The organism is Candidatus Rhodoluna planktonica (assembly GCF_001854225.1).
In the GTDB taxonomy this organism is placed as follows: domain Bacteria; phylum Actinomycetota; class Actinomycetes; order Actinomycetales; family Microbacteriaceae; genus Rhodoluna; species Rhodoluna planktonica.
This window is the reverse complement of record NZ_CP015208.1, coordinates 1-14,105: the sequence shown is the minus strand read 5'-3', so window position 1 is coordinate 14,105 and position 14,105 is coordinate 1. Positions and strand designations below refer to the sequence as shown.

The window sequence follows — 14,105 nt, the reverse complement described above, 5'->3', positions numbered from 1 at the left end:
TGGTCGCTGAAAGCGACAACTGCTCAAGTTTAGGCGAGATTGTGGCCCTTAAGCAACCCCAGATTGAATTTTTTGGGATTGACACGCCGAACAGGTGCCGAAAATGTCGATTGTGTGGCTTGGATTGGCGAATCCATGTTCGCTGGCTACCTTTTCTGCCCAGCTTTCAACCCTATCTGCCTCAATTTCTTTTGTCAGTCCGCAGTCACGGCAAATTAGGTGATGGTGATGCTCTTCACCGCATGCTCGATAGAGAACCTCGCCTCCATCACCCTGAAGTGAGTCGGCAATTCCGGCGGCGGCTAGATCGGCGAGCGCCCGATAGACGGTTGCCAGACCAATAGTTGATCCGTGATTGCGCAAAACCAAATGCAGTTGCTGGGCTGAAACAAAACCCGTGGCCTCACCGAGTGCGTGTTTCACAGCGTCCTTTTGCCAGGTGTTGCGTTTGGCCGCAACCTCCGAATTATTAGCGGCGTTAGCCGCTTCGATTTTTTTCACTTTTTCACCCGCTCAATCACACGCGCAACAACGTAAATCAAAAATGAGATTGTGGTCACATAGGGGCTGATTGGCAAGCCAGCGCCAAGGGCAAGCAGAATGCCGCCGAGCACAGCAACCTCAGCAAAGACCACTGCAGCAATTGCTGTCGCTAAAGGTGAAAGCCCCAGTCTCAGTGCGGCAGCCGCCGGAGTAACTAAAAGACTCATCACCAGCAGGGCGCCAACGATTTGGACACCGGCTGCCACCGACAATCCAAGCAAAACCATAAACAAAAATGACAGGGCCTTGATTGGCACACCTCGACCGGCCGCTACTTCGGGATCAAGGCTGGCGAAGGTTAATGGTCGCCAAACCAGAGCCAGGGCAAGCAACACCGTAACTGCAATTGCGGCTAGGCCACCAAGCTGAGGATTATCTACCGCAACAATCTGACCGGTGAGTAGACCAAATTTGTTTGCAGCTCTGCCCTCGTATAGCGCTAGTGCCAAAATGCCCAAGCCCAAACCGGCCGGCATCAGAACGGCGACAATCGAATTTCGCTCTTTAGCCTTGGCCCCCAAAACCCCGATGATTGCTGCGGCAAGTAATGAGCCCACCACCGAACCGGTCACCACATCGAAGCCAATCAACAATGCAATGGCGGCACCGGCAAAACTAAGTTCGCTAATGCCGTGAACGGCAAACGACATGTCTCGATTCATTACAAAGATGCCGATTAATCCACCGATCAAACCCAGCAAGGCGCCGGCGATAAGTGAATTTGAAACCAGCGGGATGAGCTGGTCGTAGTCGCTGAAGTCGAATAGGTTCATCAGTTCCAGACCTCGTCATCGCCGTGATGGTGGTGATCTTGAACGCCCATGACAGCAATTCGACCTTGATTTCTAACCACATCAACCGGTGTTCCGTAAAGCTCGCTCAAGACCGAACTGCGTAGAACTTCATCCGGGGCCCCGATTTTGAATTTTCCATTTGCCAGATAGAGCACTCGATCAACCATTGACAGGATTGGATTCACGTCGTGGGTTACGAAAAGAACTGCAGCGTTTTGTTCACGCCGCTTGGCATCGAGCAATTCAGCGATTGCTTTCTGCTGCTGCAGATCCAGAGCGCTAAGCGGTTCGTCCGCCAAAATGAGTTGCGGGTTTGAAATGACAGCCTGTCCCACCCGCACTCGCTGAAGTTCGCCACCGCTAAGTTGACCAATAGGTTTATTGGCATAACTTTCGGCGTTTACCGCCCGCAGCACTTCAGTGATTTTTTTTCGCTTGCTTGGCGACGGCCAGCTAAAACCAAATTTGTGTCCGTCGAGCCCAAAGCGAATTAGTTCTTTTGCACGCACCGGCACCGAACCGTCGTTTCCCCGATGCTGCGGAATGTAGCCGATCTCGGTGCAGCCGTGACCTTTTTGGTGACCTGCAATTTCGATGGTGCCCTGATCTAGTTCTTGTTGACCCAAAATGGCCTTTAGCAACGAACTTTTACCCGACCCGTTTGAGCCGATCACGGCGATAAATTCACCCGGGTCGACCGAGAGATTCAGATCACTCCACAGGGTACGCTCGCCAAACGCCAAAGTGGCGTTGGTAATTTTTAGAACCGGTTTCGTCACTCGAAATAAGCATCCATAGTTTCAATGTAGAAATCTAACCAGCTCGAGTAGCTTTCTCCCTGTTCTGGCAACTCAGCAAATTCAAAAACCGGGATATCTGCTTTTTCGGCTTCGCCGACCAGGTACTCAATTTGCCCGGTGACCGTGCTTGAGTTCACTACCAGCATGTCTACTTGGCGATCACGAATAAGGGCGGCGACTGCTTCTAAATCAGCCACGCTAGCGTCACGTTCTTCTTCGATTGCCTCGGCAAATGAAGTCGGTGTTTTTGAGGTAATACCAAGATCGGTGAGCAGGTAGTCGACCAGCGGTTCGGTGGTGATTGCGGTTTTTCCGCTAGTTTGTTCGGCCAGTGTGGCGGCTTTGGTGGCGGTTGCGGCCAGTTCGGTCATCACCGAATCGAGGCCGGCCTGATAGAACTCGGCGTTAGCCGAGTCAATTTTTTTAAGTTCGGCAGCAATTTCAGTTGCCACAATTTGCACCGTGGGCAGGCTGTACCAAGCATGCTCATTGCTGGCAAAGTCGATTGCCAAAGCCAAGTTTTCAACCTTGAGTAGGTTTGGTTTCTTGTCGCTGGCTGCCAATAACTGGTCGATGAACGGATCGAATCCGCCACCGTTGGCAAGGACAAGATCTGCTTTGCTCAGCGCCAGCTGGTCACGGGCAGATGCCTCATAGGAATGCGGATCTTGACTGGAACTGTTAATTAGGTTGGTCACGTCAATCTTGTCGCCGCCGATGTAGGTAGCCAGATTTCCCCAAACCGACAACGATGCCACTACCTGTGGCTTTTCACTTTCGGGTGCAGTCGGGGAACAGCCGCTCAAAACCAGGACGCCAACTAGTGCAATTGCTGCGGAAACTGCGGCACGAAACTTCATGCCGTTGAGTCTAAATGTTATTGATAATCGTTGTCAATAATTTTTAGTCGAGCAGCAGTGCCGGCTCTTCAATCACCGAAGCCACATCTTGCACGAAGCGTGAGGCCACGTCGCCGTCAACAACTCGGTGGTCAAAGGTGGCACCGATAGTGGTGATTTGTCGAACCACGATTTCGTTGTTGACCACCCAAGGTTTTGGTCGAATTGATCCGAGAGCGACGATGCCAACCTCGCCAGGATTCAAAATCGGGGTTCCGGTATCAACGCCGAAAACACCGATGTTGGTGAGCGTGATTGTTCCGTTCGACATTTCTTGCGGAGATGTTTTACCCTCGCGGGCCGTTACCGCCAGCTGCTCAATTGACTTGGCCAACTCGAGCATTGACATTTTGTCGGCGTCTTTGATGTTGGGCACAATCAGGCCGCGCGGGGTAGCCGCGGCAATGCCGAAGTTCACATAGTTGTGCACGATGATTTCTTCATCGGTCCAGGTGGAGTTCACGGTTGGGTTTCGGCGCACAGCCCAAATCATGGCCTTAGCCATAATTAGCAGCGGTGTAACCTTTACCCCGGCGAAGTCGGTCGAGTTTTTCAAACGCTTCACATATTCCATGGTGCGGGTGGCATCGACGTCGACAAAAATGCTGACGTGCGGTGCAGTGAAAGCCGACTTAACCATGGCGCTGGCGATCGCTTTGCGAACACCCTTAACCGGGATGCGCTCTTCGCGCTCTTTCGGTGCCTCAGGCGTGGTTAGGTTCCGGAAAACACTGGCCTGGGTTGCGCCGGCCAAAATATCTTCGCGAGTAATTTCGCCGCCAATTCCTGAACCGCGAACCGTGCTGATGTCCACATTTAGATCACGGGCCAATTTGCGAACCGGGGGCTTGGCTACTACCGGCTCATGCGGCAAATCAGGGGTGGCAATTGGCAATTCACTGGCTGGGTTGTGTGCCACTGGCAATTCAGCTGCGGCGGCGGCTACTGCAGCCGTGGTGGGAACAACTGGCCCGCGGCGCTGGCGGCGAGAAGCAGCTTGACCGTGCGGTACTCCATAACCGACCAGGGTCACATTTTTTTCTTCGGTAACAACCTTGGCAGCAGCATCGGCGATGATGTCGTGAGCGGCAGCGGCCTCTGGGTTGATCAGCGGAATGGCTTGAGTGTTGGTCGAAACCACACCAACTGCACCATCGGCTACCATCGCCGAAATAATTGGCTTGCCAACCTCAACGGTGTCGCCCTCTTTTGCCAACAATTCAGCAACCTCGCCGGCAAAAGGACAGGGCAACTCAACTAGCGATTTAGCAGTCTCGATTTCAACAATCACCTGGTTGACCGACACGGTGTCTCCCGGCTTCACCTTCCACGAAATGATTTCGGCTTCGGTTAGGCCTTCGCCAACATCTGGCAGATTGAAGTAAGCAATTTGTGTCATCAGATTTCCTAATAGGCCAGCGAGCGGTCTACTGCTTCGAGAATGCGGTCGGCGTCAGGCAGAAACTTCTCTTCCAGTTTTGCTGCCGGATAAGGAACATCGAAACCGCCGACGCGAAGCACCGGGGCCTCAAGGTGGAAGAACGCCAATTCAGCAACTTTGGCGGCGATTTCGGAACTAACCGAAATAAAAGTGCTGTCTTCGTGAGCCACGATTAGGCGGCCGGTTTTTTTGACCGACTCAACTATTGCGGCGAAATCAATCGGCGACATCGAGCGGATGTCGATTACCTCAAGCGAAGTTCCCTCGGCAGCAGCGATTTCTGCAGCCTGCATAGCCACCTGAATCATTGGCCCATAAGCGGCAACGGTTACCTGACTGCCCTCGCGCAACACTCGAGCCGAGTGCATGCCCGAAGGTGGTGCGTCTAGGTTGACCGGGCCTTTTTGCCAGTAGCGGCGCTTTGGCTCAAAGAACATGACCGGGTCAGTTGAAGCGATGGCCTGCTGAATCATCCAGTAGGCGTCGTTTGGTGTGCTCGGGCTAATCACACGTAGACCGGCAGTGCGGGCAAAATAACCCTCGGGGCTTTCGCTGTGGTGTTCTACGGCACCGATACCGCCACCGTATGGAACGCGGATTACCACCGGCATTTTGGTGTGGCCTTCAGCGCGGTTTTGCATTTTGGCCAGCTGGGTGGTGATCTGGTTGAAAGCTGGAAAAATAAAGCCGTCAAACTGGATTTCGGCAACCGGGCGGTAGCCACGCATGGCCAAACCGATAGCGGTTCCTACAATTCCAGCCTCAGCAATGGGCGAGTTGAAAACACGTTTATCGCCAAACTCAGCGTGCAAGCCCTCAGTCACGCGGAACACGCCACCCAACTCGGCTACGTCTTCACCAAAAACCAGAACCTTTGGGTCGTCTTGCATAGCCTTTCGCAAACCAGCGGTGATTGCCTTGGCAATTGACATCTCAACAAAGTTGGTCATCAGTGACCTCCTTCGAAGCCGGCTTCGTACTGCTCTAGCCAGGCCAATTGCTCTTCAATCAGCGGATGCGATTCTGAATAAACGTATTTGAACATGTTCTCAATTGGCGGATTCGGCATCGAGAAAATTTGCTCGCGAATTTCAGTTGAAAGCAATTCACCAGCCTGGGCACACTCATCAAAGAAATCTTGGCCAATGCCCTGACGACGCAAAAATCGTTCGAGCCTAATCAGCGGATCGCGAGCAGCCCAGTAGTCAACTTCGGCCTGGTCGCGATATTTGGTTGGGTCATCAGAGGTGGTGTGTGCGCCAATTCGATAGGTGAGTGCCTCGATTAGCGCCGGTCCGGCGCCGTTGCGGGCGTCATCCATGTGTTTTTTTGTGACTGCATAGGCAGCCAACACGTCGTTGCCGTCGATGCGAATACCGGGCACACCAAAGCCAGCGCCGCGCTGATACAGCGGAACTCTAGTTTGGGCACTGGTTCGGGATGAAATTGCCCACTGGTTGTTTTGGATGAAAAAGACCAGCGGGGAATTGTTGATGGCCGCGAAAAGTAGCGACTCGGATACTTCACCTTCAGCGGTTGCGCCATCACCGAGATAGGTGATTACGGCTTGGTCTTGCTCGGGATTGCCGGTGGCAACATTGCCGTCAAAAGCGACGCCCATGGCATAACCGGTGGCGTGCACAACTTGAGTACCAAGCACAATCGCATACAGGTGGAAGCGAGTTTCATCTGGGTTCCAGCCACCGTGGTTTACACCGCGCAGCATTTTCAAAATCGACAGCAGGTCAATTCCGTGAGTGATGGCTACGCCGTGTTCGCGATAGCTGGGGAAAATGTGGTCGTTGTTACCGACCGCGTAACCAGAGCCAATTTGTGCGGCCTCTTGACCGATGGCCGGAATCCAAAGGCCCAACTGACCCTGGCGTTGAAGCGCGGTAGCTTCGGCATCAAAACGACGCATGCGCGACATATCGCGGTAAAACTTTAGAAAGTCGGCCTCGGTTAGCTGCTCGATAAATTGAGCATATTCAGCAAATTGCTTGGGCACGCCATATTCGCCCTCGGGAGAGAGCAATTGCACGGTAGGCACATTTGCATGTTCTTCAAGACTCATCTGAACCAGATTACTTGCTTGGGTGGCACAATCTAAACATGATTCGTTTTCTAGTTGGAACTGTTATCAATGCAATTGGCCTCTGGGTAACCACCCTGTGCATCCCAGCCATCAAGCTTCAGCCGTATGGCGGAACCGATATTTGGGCGACGATTGGCTCGTTTTTGCTGGTCGGAGCCGTATTCGGTCTGGTCAACGCGATTATTGCACCGGTCATCAAGGTTTTGGCGTTTCCGCTCTACATCCTTACTTTTGGCCTGATTTCTTTCTTGATCAACGGTGCGCTGCTAGTTTTTGTTGCCTGGTTGTCTAGCCTTTGGGCAAACGATGTCTTGACGATTTACGGGCTAACCACCGAAGGTCTCGAAATTGCCTCACTTGGCTGGGCAGTCTTGGGCTCGATTGTGATGAGCATTACTGCCTTCGTAACTCGCGCGGTATTCAAGGCTGTTCGAATTCTGTAATCGGTTTGCTGCAACTGTCGGTGGCTAGTCTCTGAGCTGGCTAATCGGTTTGCTGCTGAAGTTTGAAGTACCTAGATTCGCCCTGTTCGGCTGACGAGACCTGTTCTAAAACTTGGTTTTTTAGCCTGGCCAACCCACTTTCACTTGCCTGATCGTCGCTAAGTTGCCAGGTATCGATTTGCGAAGCGGTTTGTTGATAACTGTTCATAGCGTGCACCTCAACCAAGTCGTTGACCGAATCGTTGGCATCAAATCGGTGCTCGCGTTGCACAGTTACCCAGTTTTCGTGATTTGGATTAGGTCGCAAACTAAGTTTGGGCACCGGATCATTTTTGTGTTCAACCGCAATTGTCGGCGTCTGCAGCGAATTGGCCAACTGCGCAATCGGTGAACCGAAAGTCACTAATCCGACGGTTCGAAAATGCTGGCTTTTGCTGGCTAAATTGGCGGCAATAAGCCCACCTTGAGAGTGACCGACAAAAATTACGCGTTCGCTCGGCTTGACCGCGGTTGTCAAAGCCTGGCTGATGGCCCGCTCGCTTGCGGCAAAGCCCGGATGTGCCATCGCGCGCAGATTAGAACCGACATCGAGTGGGTTTTTGCCTGGCAGTAGGTTGATGGTTTGTGTGCCGGGGACATAAACCACGTGTATTTTGCCGGCAGCGTGGTTGAAGCTATCGATTCGGATGTGGGACAACCCAAAGCTTTCAGTTTGTCGCAGGTTTTTTGCAAAAACCTCGATGCTGTTCGGCGCAACTGGCCGGGTGTTTTGTAATTTGGGTAAATCGACAACGACTGCTTTATCTTGCAAAAACCCCGCCAGGTTGGCGGCCACCAGCACCGCAGTTGCCGCAACCGGGGCGCTGAGCGCAAAAAGGTTTTCAAATTCGGCCAGATTTTGTGCCTCGGTCGAAAAATAGCTTTCGCTTGCGGCTAGGCAGGCGGTTTGCAGTTCAGAAATTTTTCGCCTAATTTCTGGGGCTTCAAGCGCGAGGCCGATTCGACTGATTGGTTGATCTAGATAATCTGACCAGTCAAGCTGTTCGGCGAGTGCCTGATCGGCCAACATCAGTTGCCACGAAACCCGGTTTATTTCTGCCAGGGTGGCCACCACTTTTGCCGAGCCGCCGTAGACATCTAGAGCGCCCATTGGTTCAGCCGAATTTGGAGCGATTGCAATTCTTGACAGAGCCGCTCGAGTGCTTGCGCGCAACTGCTGGCAGCAGCACCAGACCAAAGCAGTGGGTCGGGCACTGCCAAATGCAGGTGGGTGATGGCCTGCTGAATGCCTAAGTCAACTGAATTCATGTGACTAGGTTGCGCTGTTGGCCTTGTGGCAAAAGCAAAAAGCCGACAATCTGTGCATAAGTTAGGGCAATATGGAGCGGTGAGTAATCTTTCGGTGCAACCTCTTTCTCCCCTCGATGGCCGCTACCGCGCTGCGGTCGCCGACTTAGGTAATTACCTAAGCGAAGCCGGTTTAAACCGTGCCCGCATCCAAGTTGAAATTGAGTGGCTAATTCACCTAGCTAACCGTGATTTGCTGGGCACGAACACCCCGATTAGCGAGGTTGAGGCCGCTAAGTTGCGCGCCATCGTAACTAATTTCAGCGACGCGGATGTAGCCGAGCTGGCGAAGACCGAAGCCACCACCAAGCACGACGTTAAAGCTGTCGAGTATTTCATTCGTGCCAAGCTAAGCGAACTTGGTCGCAACGATTTGCTCGAACTTACTCACTTTGCCTGCACCAGCGAAGACATCAACAACTTGAGCTATGCGATTACCGTGCGCGATGCCATCGAAAACGTTTGGTTGCCTAAGGTGACCGTGCTGCTAACCAAACTTCGCGAACTGGCGGCAAAATATGCCGATTCGGCCATGCTTTCTAGAACCCACGGGCAGCCGGCAACACCAACCACAATGGGCAAAGAATTAGCGGTTTTTGTACACCGCCTAGAGCGCCAAATTAAGCGAATCAAAGCCACCGAATACCTAGGTAAATTCTCTGGCGCGACGGGAACCTTCTCGGCACATGTGGTCGCCGCGCCACTGTTGAACTGGCCGAAAGAGTCTGAAGATTTTGTAACCTCGCTGGGCCTAACCTGGAACCCGCTCACCACCCAGATCGAATCTCACGACTGGCAGGCCGAGCTCTATTCCGCGGTAGCTCACTTCAACGCAATCTTGCACAACCTCTGCACCGACATCTGGACCTACATCTCGCTGGCATACTTCAAACAGATTCCGGTAGCTGGAGCAACCGGCTCGTCGACCATGCCCCACAAGATCAACCCGATCCGATTCGAAAATGCCGAATCAAACCTTGAACTTTCCAACGCAATTTTGAACAGCTTGGCTTCAACCTTGATTACCAGCCGTTTGCAGCGAGACCTGACCGACTCGTCGTCTCAGCGCAACATCGGCCTTGGTTTTGGGCATTCGCTACTGGCCATCGATAACGTAACTCGCGGTCTAGCCGAGATTGATCTGAGTGAGAGCGTTCTGAGCGCCGACCTAAGCGACAACTGGGAGATTTTGGGCGAGGCCATTCAGACGGTTATCCGCGCAGAGGTTGCCGCCGGCCGTTCAAACATCAGCGACCCATACGCTCTGCTCAAAGAATTGACTCGCGGCAAACGACTAAGCGGCGAAGACATGGTTGCTTTTGTAAATCAGCTTGAAATTGGTCAAGCGGCAAAAGATCGCCTGCTGGCACTGCGCCCACACACCTACGTCGGCTTGGCGAGCGAGCTAGCAAAAAGAATTAATTAGCCCACAACGGATGGGTTGCCGAGGCTGATTGAGCCGGTACTTTTGGCTGGGCCGAACGCACTAACGCTATTGGTAAGGCTGAATTCAGCGCTACTTTAGCCGCGGCTGATTTGGGTCTTCTTTATCGTCTTTGATCGACAGATCTAGGGTGGCAATACCAACCAGAGAAATCACAAAGGTTAGGCCGGCCCAGATGAGGGTCTGCGAAATTTCTCGAATTCCGCCGTAAACAATGATTGCGACAAAGGCCGCGGCAACTGCCGACAACACTAGATATGAGCGAACGCGCTTGGACTCTTTTGGGGTAGCTTTTTTAGCCATGTTTGCAGCCTAATCGGATTGTTGAATTTTTATTTGCCAGGAGTGAATGCAGCGATGCCAAGGTGAACCCCTGACATCACGGCAAATGCCCCGAAGAAACCAACCATCGAGACGATATCGAGCGGGTTGATGATGAACAGGGCGCCCAGCACCAAACTGAAAACTGCCGAAATTAGGTAATCGCGACCATTTTGAGTTTTGAGCCCGACACTTCTTGCTTGGTATAGCTCAAAAGACCCGGCCAGAATTCCCCAGGCGGCGACAAGCAGCACAAAAGCTTGGGTTTGGTTTTCAGTGACCATCAAACCTAGTGAGCCTATGACAATTCCCAAAACAATTGCCGGAATTGTCTCGATTTTTGCCGAACCCTTGATGGCGAAGGCCTCAACGGTGGTAACCGCCGCAGTTGCCAACGAGAAGATGACGATTGCAATCAACCCAAGGGCCGCACTGTGGTCTTGGCTAAAGGTAATAAAGATGCCAACGCCAAGGGCGACTAGGGCTCTCAAAAACTGACCGATTTTCACCGGACTAGTTTTTCATATTCATGAAGCGCGAATAATGCCCTTGGAACGCCACAGTGATGGTTCCGGTTGGTCCGTTTCGTTGCTTAGCCAAAATGATGTCGGCCTCTGCAGCTCTCGGGTGATCTTTTTCGCCGATTGCCTCGCGGTGCAGCAAAATAACCACATCGGCGTCTTGTTCAAGCGAGCCCGACTCTCGAAGATGCGAAATTTCTGGTTTTTTGTCTTTGGTTTGCTCGGCTTGACGGTTTAACTGTGAAATGGCAATGACCGGAACGTTGAGTTCTTTTGCCAAAAGCTTGAGCGCACGCGAAAATTCTGAAACTTCTTGCTGTCGAGATTCAACTTTTTTGCCCGAGGTCATCAGCTGTAGGTAGTCGATAACCACCATTTTTAGATCGATGCGCTGAGCCAAGCGTCGGCACTTAGCTCGAATTTCAACGAGGGTCATGTTTGGTGAGTCGTCGATGAATAGCGGAGCATCGTTGATCTGACCGCGGGTGGCGGCCAGTTTGGCCCAGTCGGAGTCTTGCAAGTTGCCCTTACGCAAACTTTGCAGCGGAATTTGTGCCTCGGCTGAAAGCATGCGCATGGCAATTTCGGCGCGGCCCATTTCAAGCGAGAAGAAAATAGTTGCCTTATTGGCTTTGATTGCCGCGTGCCGGGCAAAATCTAGGGCCAGGGTTGATTTACCAACCGCTGGACGAGCCGCGACGATTACCAACTGGCCACCGTGTAACCCGTGAGTAAGTTCGTCGAGGTCGGTGAACCCGGTTGGCACACCGACCATGTCGCCGCCGCGCTTGACCGCAGCTTCGATTTCGTGGATGGCTGCTTCGATGCTGTCGTTTAGGGCGACATAGTCTTCGCTCATTGCCCCGCGAGTAACCGCGTAAACATCGCTTTGGGCTTGATTAACCAGGTCTTCGACTTCGCCCTCATTGGCATAGCCAAGCTGGGCAATGCGAGTGCCAACTTCAACCAGGCGACGCAGGGTGGCTTTTTCGGCAACAATTTTTGCGTAAAAGGATGCGTTGGCCGCGGTTGGCACGATTGCCGTAAGGGTGTGCAGGTAGTCGGCACCGCCAGCTTTTGCAAGATTGCCCGACTTGGTTAGTTCGTCGGTTACCGTGATTACGTCGGTCGGCTCGCCTTTGGCAAAGAGTGTGAGAATCGCGTCGTAAATGATTTCGTGCTTTGGCGAATAAAAATCGACGCCTCGAACTTCTTCTTGAACCTCGGCAACAGCCTCGGTAGAGAGCAGCATGCCACCCAATGCACTTTGTTCGGCTAAATCATCGTGAGGAAGCATGCGCTCGTTGCCGCGACTGGGATCGATTGGCGATACGGCGACTAGCGACATCTGGACTCCTTGGATTGCATCAAGATTTCTCTCGAATCTGTTCTAGCAAACACCACAGACAGTCGGGTGGCAAACCGGGCTGTGAATTGACCTGTGGAAAGTGTTGTGGATAACTCAAAGACACGCCAGTGGTACTTGTGAATTGCTGTGGAAAACTTGTGGATAAATTGTGAATAAAAACTATAAAAGCCAGTAAATACGGGCCATTAAGCCTTGTGGATAACTTAGTTTTTGGAACCCTAAACTAAGCCCTGAAGGTTTGATTTAGCCCTTCGGTTAACCGCACAAAAGTGCGTTTTCCACAGGTTATCCACAGCCCCTGAGTAGTTATCGTCCGTTCATCTCCAGTTCACCCCAGCTGCGCTCTGCACTCAATTGATTGAGGTGGGTTGACCAGTGCTAGGAATCGACCTTAAAGCAAAAAGGCCGCCCGAAGGCGGCCTTTTCGACAAAGGTGTTACTTCTTGTTGACTACCTGAAGTTTCAAGGTAGCAACGATGTTGTCGTGCAGACGAACAGTCGCAGCGTGGTCTCCGGTTGAACGGATAGGTGCCACGAAAGCAACCTTGCGCTTGTCTAGTTCACCTAGGCCGGCAGCAGCTGCAGCGGCCACGACATCAGCGGTCTTTACAGCACCGAATAGACGGCCACCAACGCCAGCCTTGACAGCTAGACGAATTGCCTTCTCTTCGAGCTTGTTCTTTAACTCTTGTGCTTCTTCAACAGAAGCTAGGGCACGGGCGTCACGAGCAGTCTTGATTGACTCAACCTGCTTTTCGCCACCCTTGGTCCAGATAACAGCAAAGCCTCGAGGGATTAGGTAGTTACGTGCGTAACCGTTCTTTACCTCAACGACGTCGCCAGCAGAACCTAGGCCCGAGACCTCATTGGTCAGAATTAGCTTTGACATTTGATTTCTCCTTAGCGGCCAGCGCCTGCGTATGGCATTAGAGCCATTTCGCGAGCGTTCTTTACGGCACGGGCAATGAGGCGCTGTTCCTGGACAGAAACACCGGTGATACGACGAGCGCGGATCTTGCCGCGGTCTGAAACGAATTTACGTAGGGTTGCGACGTCTTTGTAGTCGATGACGCCGACTTTGATTGCCTTAACTGGCGCAAGCTTCGCGTTTTTTGCGTTGCGGTTTGGCTTGCGACGAGTGTCTGACTTTGCAGCCATGATTTCTCCTTGTTAACTTTCGAAAGATTTAGAACGGGGTGTCGTCGCCCGCTGCGGCACCTGGGTTGACCCAGTTGTCTTCAGCGGCGGCTTTTGCCTTAGTTGCTGGTGCATCAGCCCAAGGGTCGCTGGTCACTGCTGCTCCCTCACGAGCGCGACGGCTAACGGCTGTAGTTGCGTAACGCAACGATGGGCCGATTTCGTCAATTTCAAGCTCAAGCGATGCGCGAGCTTCGCCCTGAGCTGAGGTGTAAGCAGATGGTGCCTTTAGGCGTCCGGTAACCAAAACGCGGGTGCCTTTAGTAAGCGACTGAGCAACATTCTCAGCAAGCTCACGCCAAGCGGTGCAGCGAACCCAAACGGTTTCGCCATCTTCCCATGCGTTGGTCTGGCGGTTGAAGGTGCGAGGAGTTGAACCAACTCGAACGCTAACCACCGCGACGCCACCTTGGGTGTAGCGCAATTCTGGATCGTCAGCTAGATTGCCGACAATCGTGACATTGACATCCCCAGCCATGAGTTGTTACTCGGCCTTCTTGGCGGCTGGCTTCTTGGCAGGAGCCTTTTTAGCTTCAGCCTTGTCGGCGGCAGCTTCTTCAGCAGAAACCTCAGGAACCTCAACCGGCTTAATGTTTACCACTGCTTCGTCTGCGCGCAGAATCTTGGTGCGCATTACAGCTTCCGAAAGTCGTAGCTGGCGGTCAAGCTCAACAACAGCCTCAGATGAAGCGTTCATGTTGACTACGGCGTAGATGCCTTCAGTCTTCTTGTTGATCTCGTATGCCAAACGGCGACGGCCCCAGATGTCAACGTTGTCTACAGTGCCGTTGGCATTGCGGATTACGTTGAGGAATTTGTCTAGGGATGGAGCAACGGTGCGTTCTTCGATCGATGGGTCGAGGATCACCATGAGCTCGTACTTATGCATAA

18 protein-coding genes are annotated in these 14,105 nt (G+C 52.7%); 2 read left to right on the top strand and 16 right to left on the bottom strand.

Annotated features, from left to right (window positions below; translation table 11 throughout):
• Positions 1-48: 48 nt before the first annotated feature.
• The 7 genes from A4Z71_RS00085 to A4Z71_RS00055 are packed head-to-tail and all read right to left on the bottom strand — an operon-like array spanning position 49 to position 6,551.
• The gene (locus A4Z71_RS00085) at positions 49-501 is read right to left on the bottom strand and encodes a Fur family transcriptional regulator (RefSeq protein WP_236858532.1); all 453 of its coding nucleotides are present in this window, start codon (positions 499-501) and stop codon (positions 49-51) included.
• Complete coding sequence (locus A4Z71_RS00080) at positions 498-1,316, bottom strand: metal ABC transporter permease (RefSeq protein ID WP_070953979.1); 819 nt, start codon at positions 1,314-1,316, stop codon at positions 498-500. The genes A4Z71_RS00085 and A4Z71_RS00080 overlap by 4 nt, the downstream gene beginning before the upstream one ends.
• Positions 1,316-2,116 carry a metal ABC transporter ATP-binding protein gene (locus tag A4Z71_RS00075; RefSeq protein ID WP_070953978.1) on the bottom strand — a complete coding sequence of 267 codons (801 nt, stop codon included), beginning with the start codon at positions 2,114-2,116 and terminating at the stop codon, positions 1,316-1,318. The genes A4Z71_RS00080 and A4Z71_RS00075 overlap by 1 nt, the downstream gene beginning before the upstream one ends.
• Positions 2,113-2,997: a metal ABC transporter solute-binding protein, Zn/Mn family gene (locus tag A4Z71_RS00070; RefSeq protein ID WP_070953977.1), complete on the bottom strand. Its 885-nt coding sequence runs from the start codon at positions 2,995-2,997 to the stop codon at positions 2,113-2,115. Before A4Z71_RS00070 ends, A4Z71_RS00075 begins: the two co-directional genes overlap by 4 nt.
• A gap of 43 nt (positions 2,998-3,040) precedes the next feature.
• Entirely contained in the window at positions 3,041-4,435 is a 1,395-nt protein-coding gene (locus A4Z71_RS00065) for a dihydrolipoamide acetyltransferase family protein (RefSeq protein WP_070953976.1), read from the bottom strand.
• Between the two features lie 8 nt (positions 4,436-4,443).
• The gene (locus A4Z71_RS00060; RefSeq protein WP_202816207.1) at positions 4,444-5,427 is read right to left on the bottom strand and encodes an alpha-ketoacid dehydrogenase subunit beta; all 984 of its coding nucleotides are present in this window, start codon (positions 5,425-5,427) and stop codon (positions 4,444-4,446) included.
• Positions 5,427-6,551: a thiamine pyrophosphate-dependent dehydrogenase E1 component subunit alpha gene (locus tag A4Z71_RS00055; RefSeq protein ID WP_070953975.1), complete on the bottom strand. Its 1,125-nt coding sequence runs from the start codon at positions 6,549-6,551 to the stop codon at positions 5,427-5,429. The genes A4Z71_RS00060 and A4Z71_RS00055 overlap by 1 nt, the downstream gene beginning before the upstream one ends.
• A 38-nt stretch (positions 6,552-6,589) precedes the next feature.
• On the opposite strand from A4Z71_RS00055, the gene A4Z71_RS00050 reads away from it, so the two are divergent.
• Entirely contained in the window at positions 6,590-7,015 is a 426-nt protein-coding gene (locus A4Z71_RS00050; protein ID WP_070953974.1) for a phage holin family protein, read from the top strand.
• Between the two features lie 40 nt (positions 7,016-7,055).
• Here A4Z71_RS00050 and A4Z71_RS00045 read toward each other — a convergent pair whose 3' ends face one another.
• Entirely contained in the window at positions 7,056-8,165 is a 1,110-nt protein-coding gene (locus tag A4Z71_RS00045) for a lipase family protein (RefSeq protein ID WP_070953973.1), read from the bottom strand.
• Positions 8,153-8,323: a hypothetical protein gene (locus A4Z71_RS07065; protein ID WP_158512757.1), complete on the bottom strand. Its 171-nt coding sequence runs from the start codon at positions 8,321-8,323 to the stop codon at positions 8,153-8,155. The genes A4Z71_RS00045 and A4Z71_RS07065 overlap by 13 nt, the downstream gene beginning before the upstream one ends.
• 79 nt (positions 8,324-8,402) lie before the next feature.
• Here A4Z71_RS07065 and purB point away from each other — a divergent pair, with 79 nt between their 5' ends.
• The gene (gene purB, locus A4Z71_RS00040) at positions 8,403-9,788 is read left to right on the top strand and encodes an adenylosuccinate lyase (protein ID WP_070953972.1); all 1,386 of its coding nucleotides are present in this window, start codon (positions 8,403-8,405) and stop codon (positions 9,786-9,788) included.
• 90 nt (positions 9,789-9,878) lie between these two features.
• Here purB and A4Z71_RS00035 read toward each other — a convergent pair whose 3' ends face one another.
• The 7 genes from A4Z71_RS00035 to rpsF form a co-directional block, all read right to left on the bottom strand.
• The gene (locus A4Z71_RS00035) at positions 9,879-10,109 is read right to left on the bottom strand and encodes a hypothetical protein (RefSeq protein WP_070953971.1); all 231 of its coding nucleotides are present in this window, start codon (positions 10,107-10,109) and stop codon (positions 9,879-9,881) included.
• Between the two features lie 29 nt (positions 10,110-10,138).
• Complete coding sequence (locus A4Z71_RS00030) at positions 10,139-10,636, bottom strand: DUF308 domain-containing protein (RefSeq protein ID WP_070953970.1); 498 nt, start codon at positions 10,634-10,636, stop codon at positions 10,139-10,141.
• 4 nt (positions 10,637-10,640) lie between these two features.
• Positions 10,641-11,996 carry a replicative DNA helicase gene (gene dnaB, locus A4Z71_RS00025; protein WP_070953969.1) on the bottom strand — a complete coding sequence of 452 codons (1,356 nt, stop codon included), beginning with the start codon at positions 11,994-11,996 and terminating at the stop codon, positions 10,641-10,643.
• A 457-nt stretch (positions 11,997-12,453) separates the two neighbouring features.
• Entirely contained in the window at positions 12,454-12,906 is a 453-nt protein-coding gene (gene rplI, locus A4Z71_RS00020) for a 50S ribosomal protein L9 (protein WP_070953968.1), read from the bottom strand.
• Between the two features lie 11 nt (positions 12,907-12,917).
• Positions 12,918-13,175 (bottom strand): 30S ribosomal protein S18, encoded by a 258-nt coding sequence (gene rpsR, locus A4Z71_RS00015; RefSeq protein ID WP_070953967.1) that lies wholly within the window; start codon positions 13,173-13,175, stop codon positions 12,918-12,920.
• A gap of 28 nt (positions 13,176-13,203) precedes the next feature.
• Positions 13,204-13,692, bottom strand: coding sequence for a single-stranded DNA-binding protein (ssb, locus tag A4Z71_RS00010; protein ID WP_070953966.1), 489 nt, complete (start codon positions 13,690-13,692; stop codon positions 13,204-13,206).
• A gap of 6 nt (positions 13,693-13,698) precedes the next feature.
• The gene (gene rpsF, locus A4Z71_RS00005) at positions 13,699-14,103 is read right to left on the bottom strand and encodes a 30S ribosomal protein S6 (protein ID WP_084028346.1); all 405 of its coding nucleotides are present in this window, start codon (positions 14,101-14,103) and stop codon (positions 13,699-13,701) included.
• Positions 14,104-14,105: the final 2 nt, after the last annotated feature.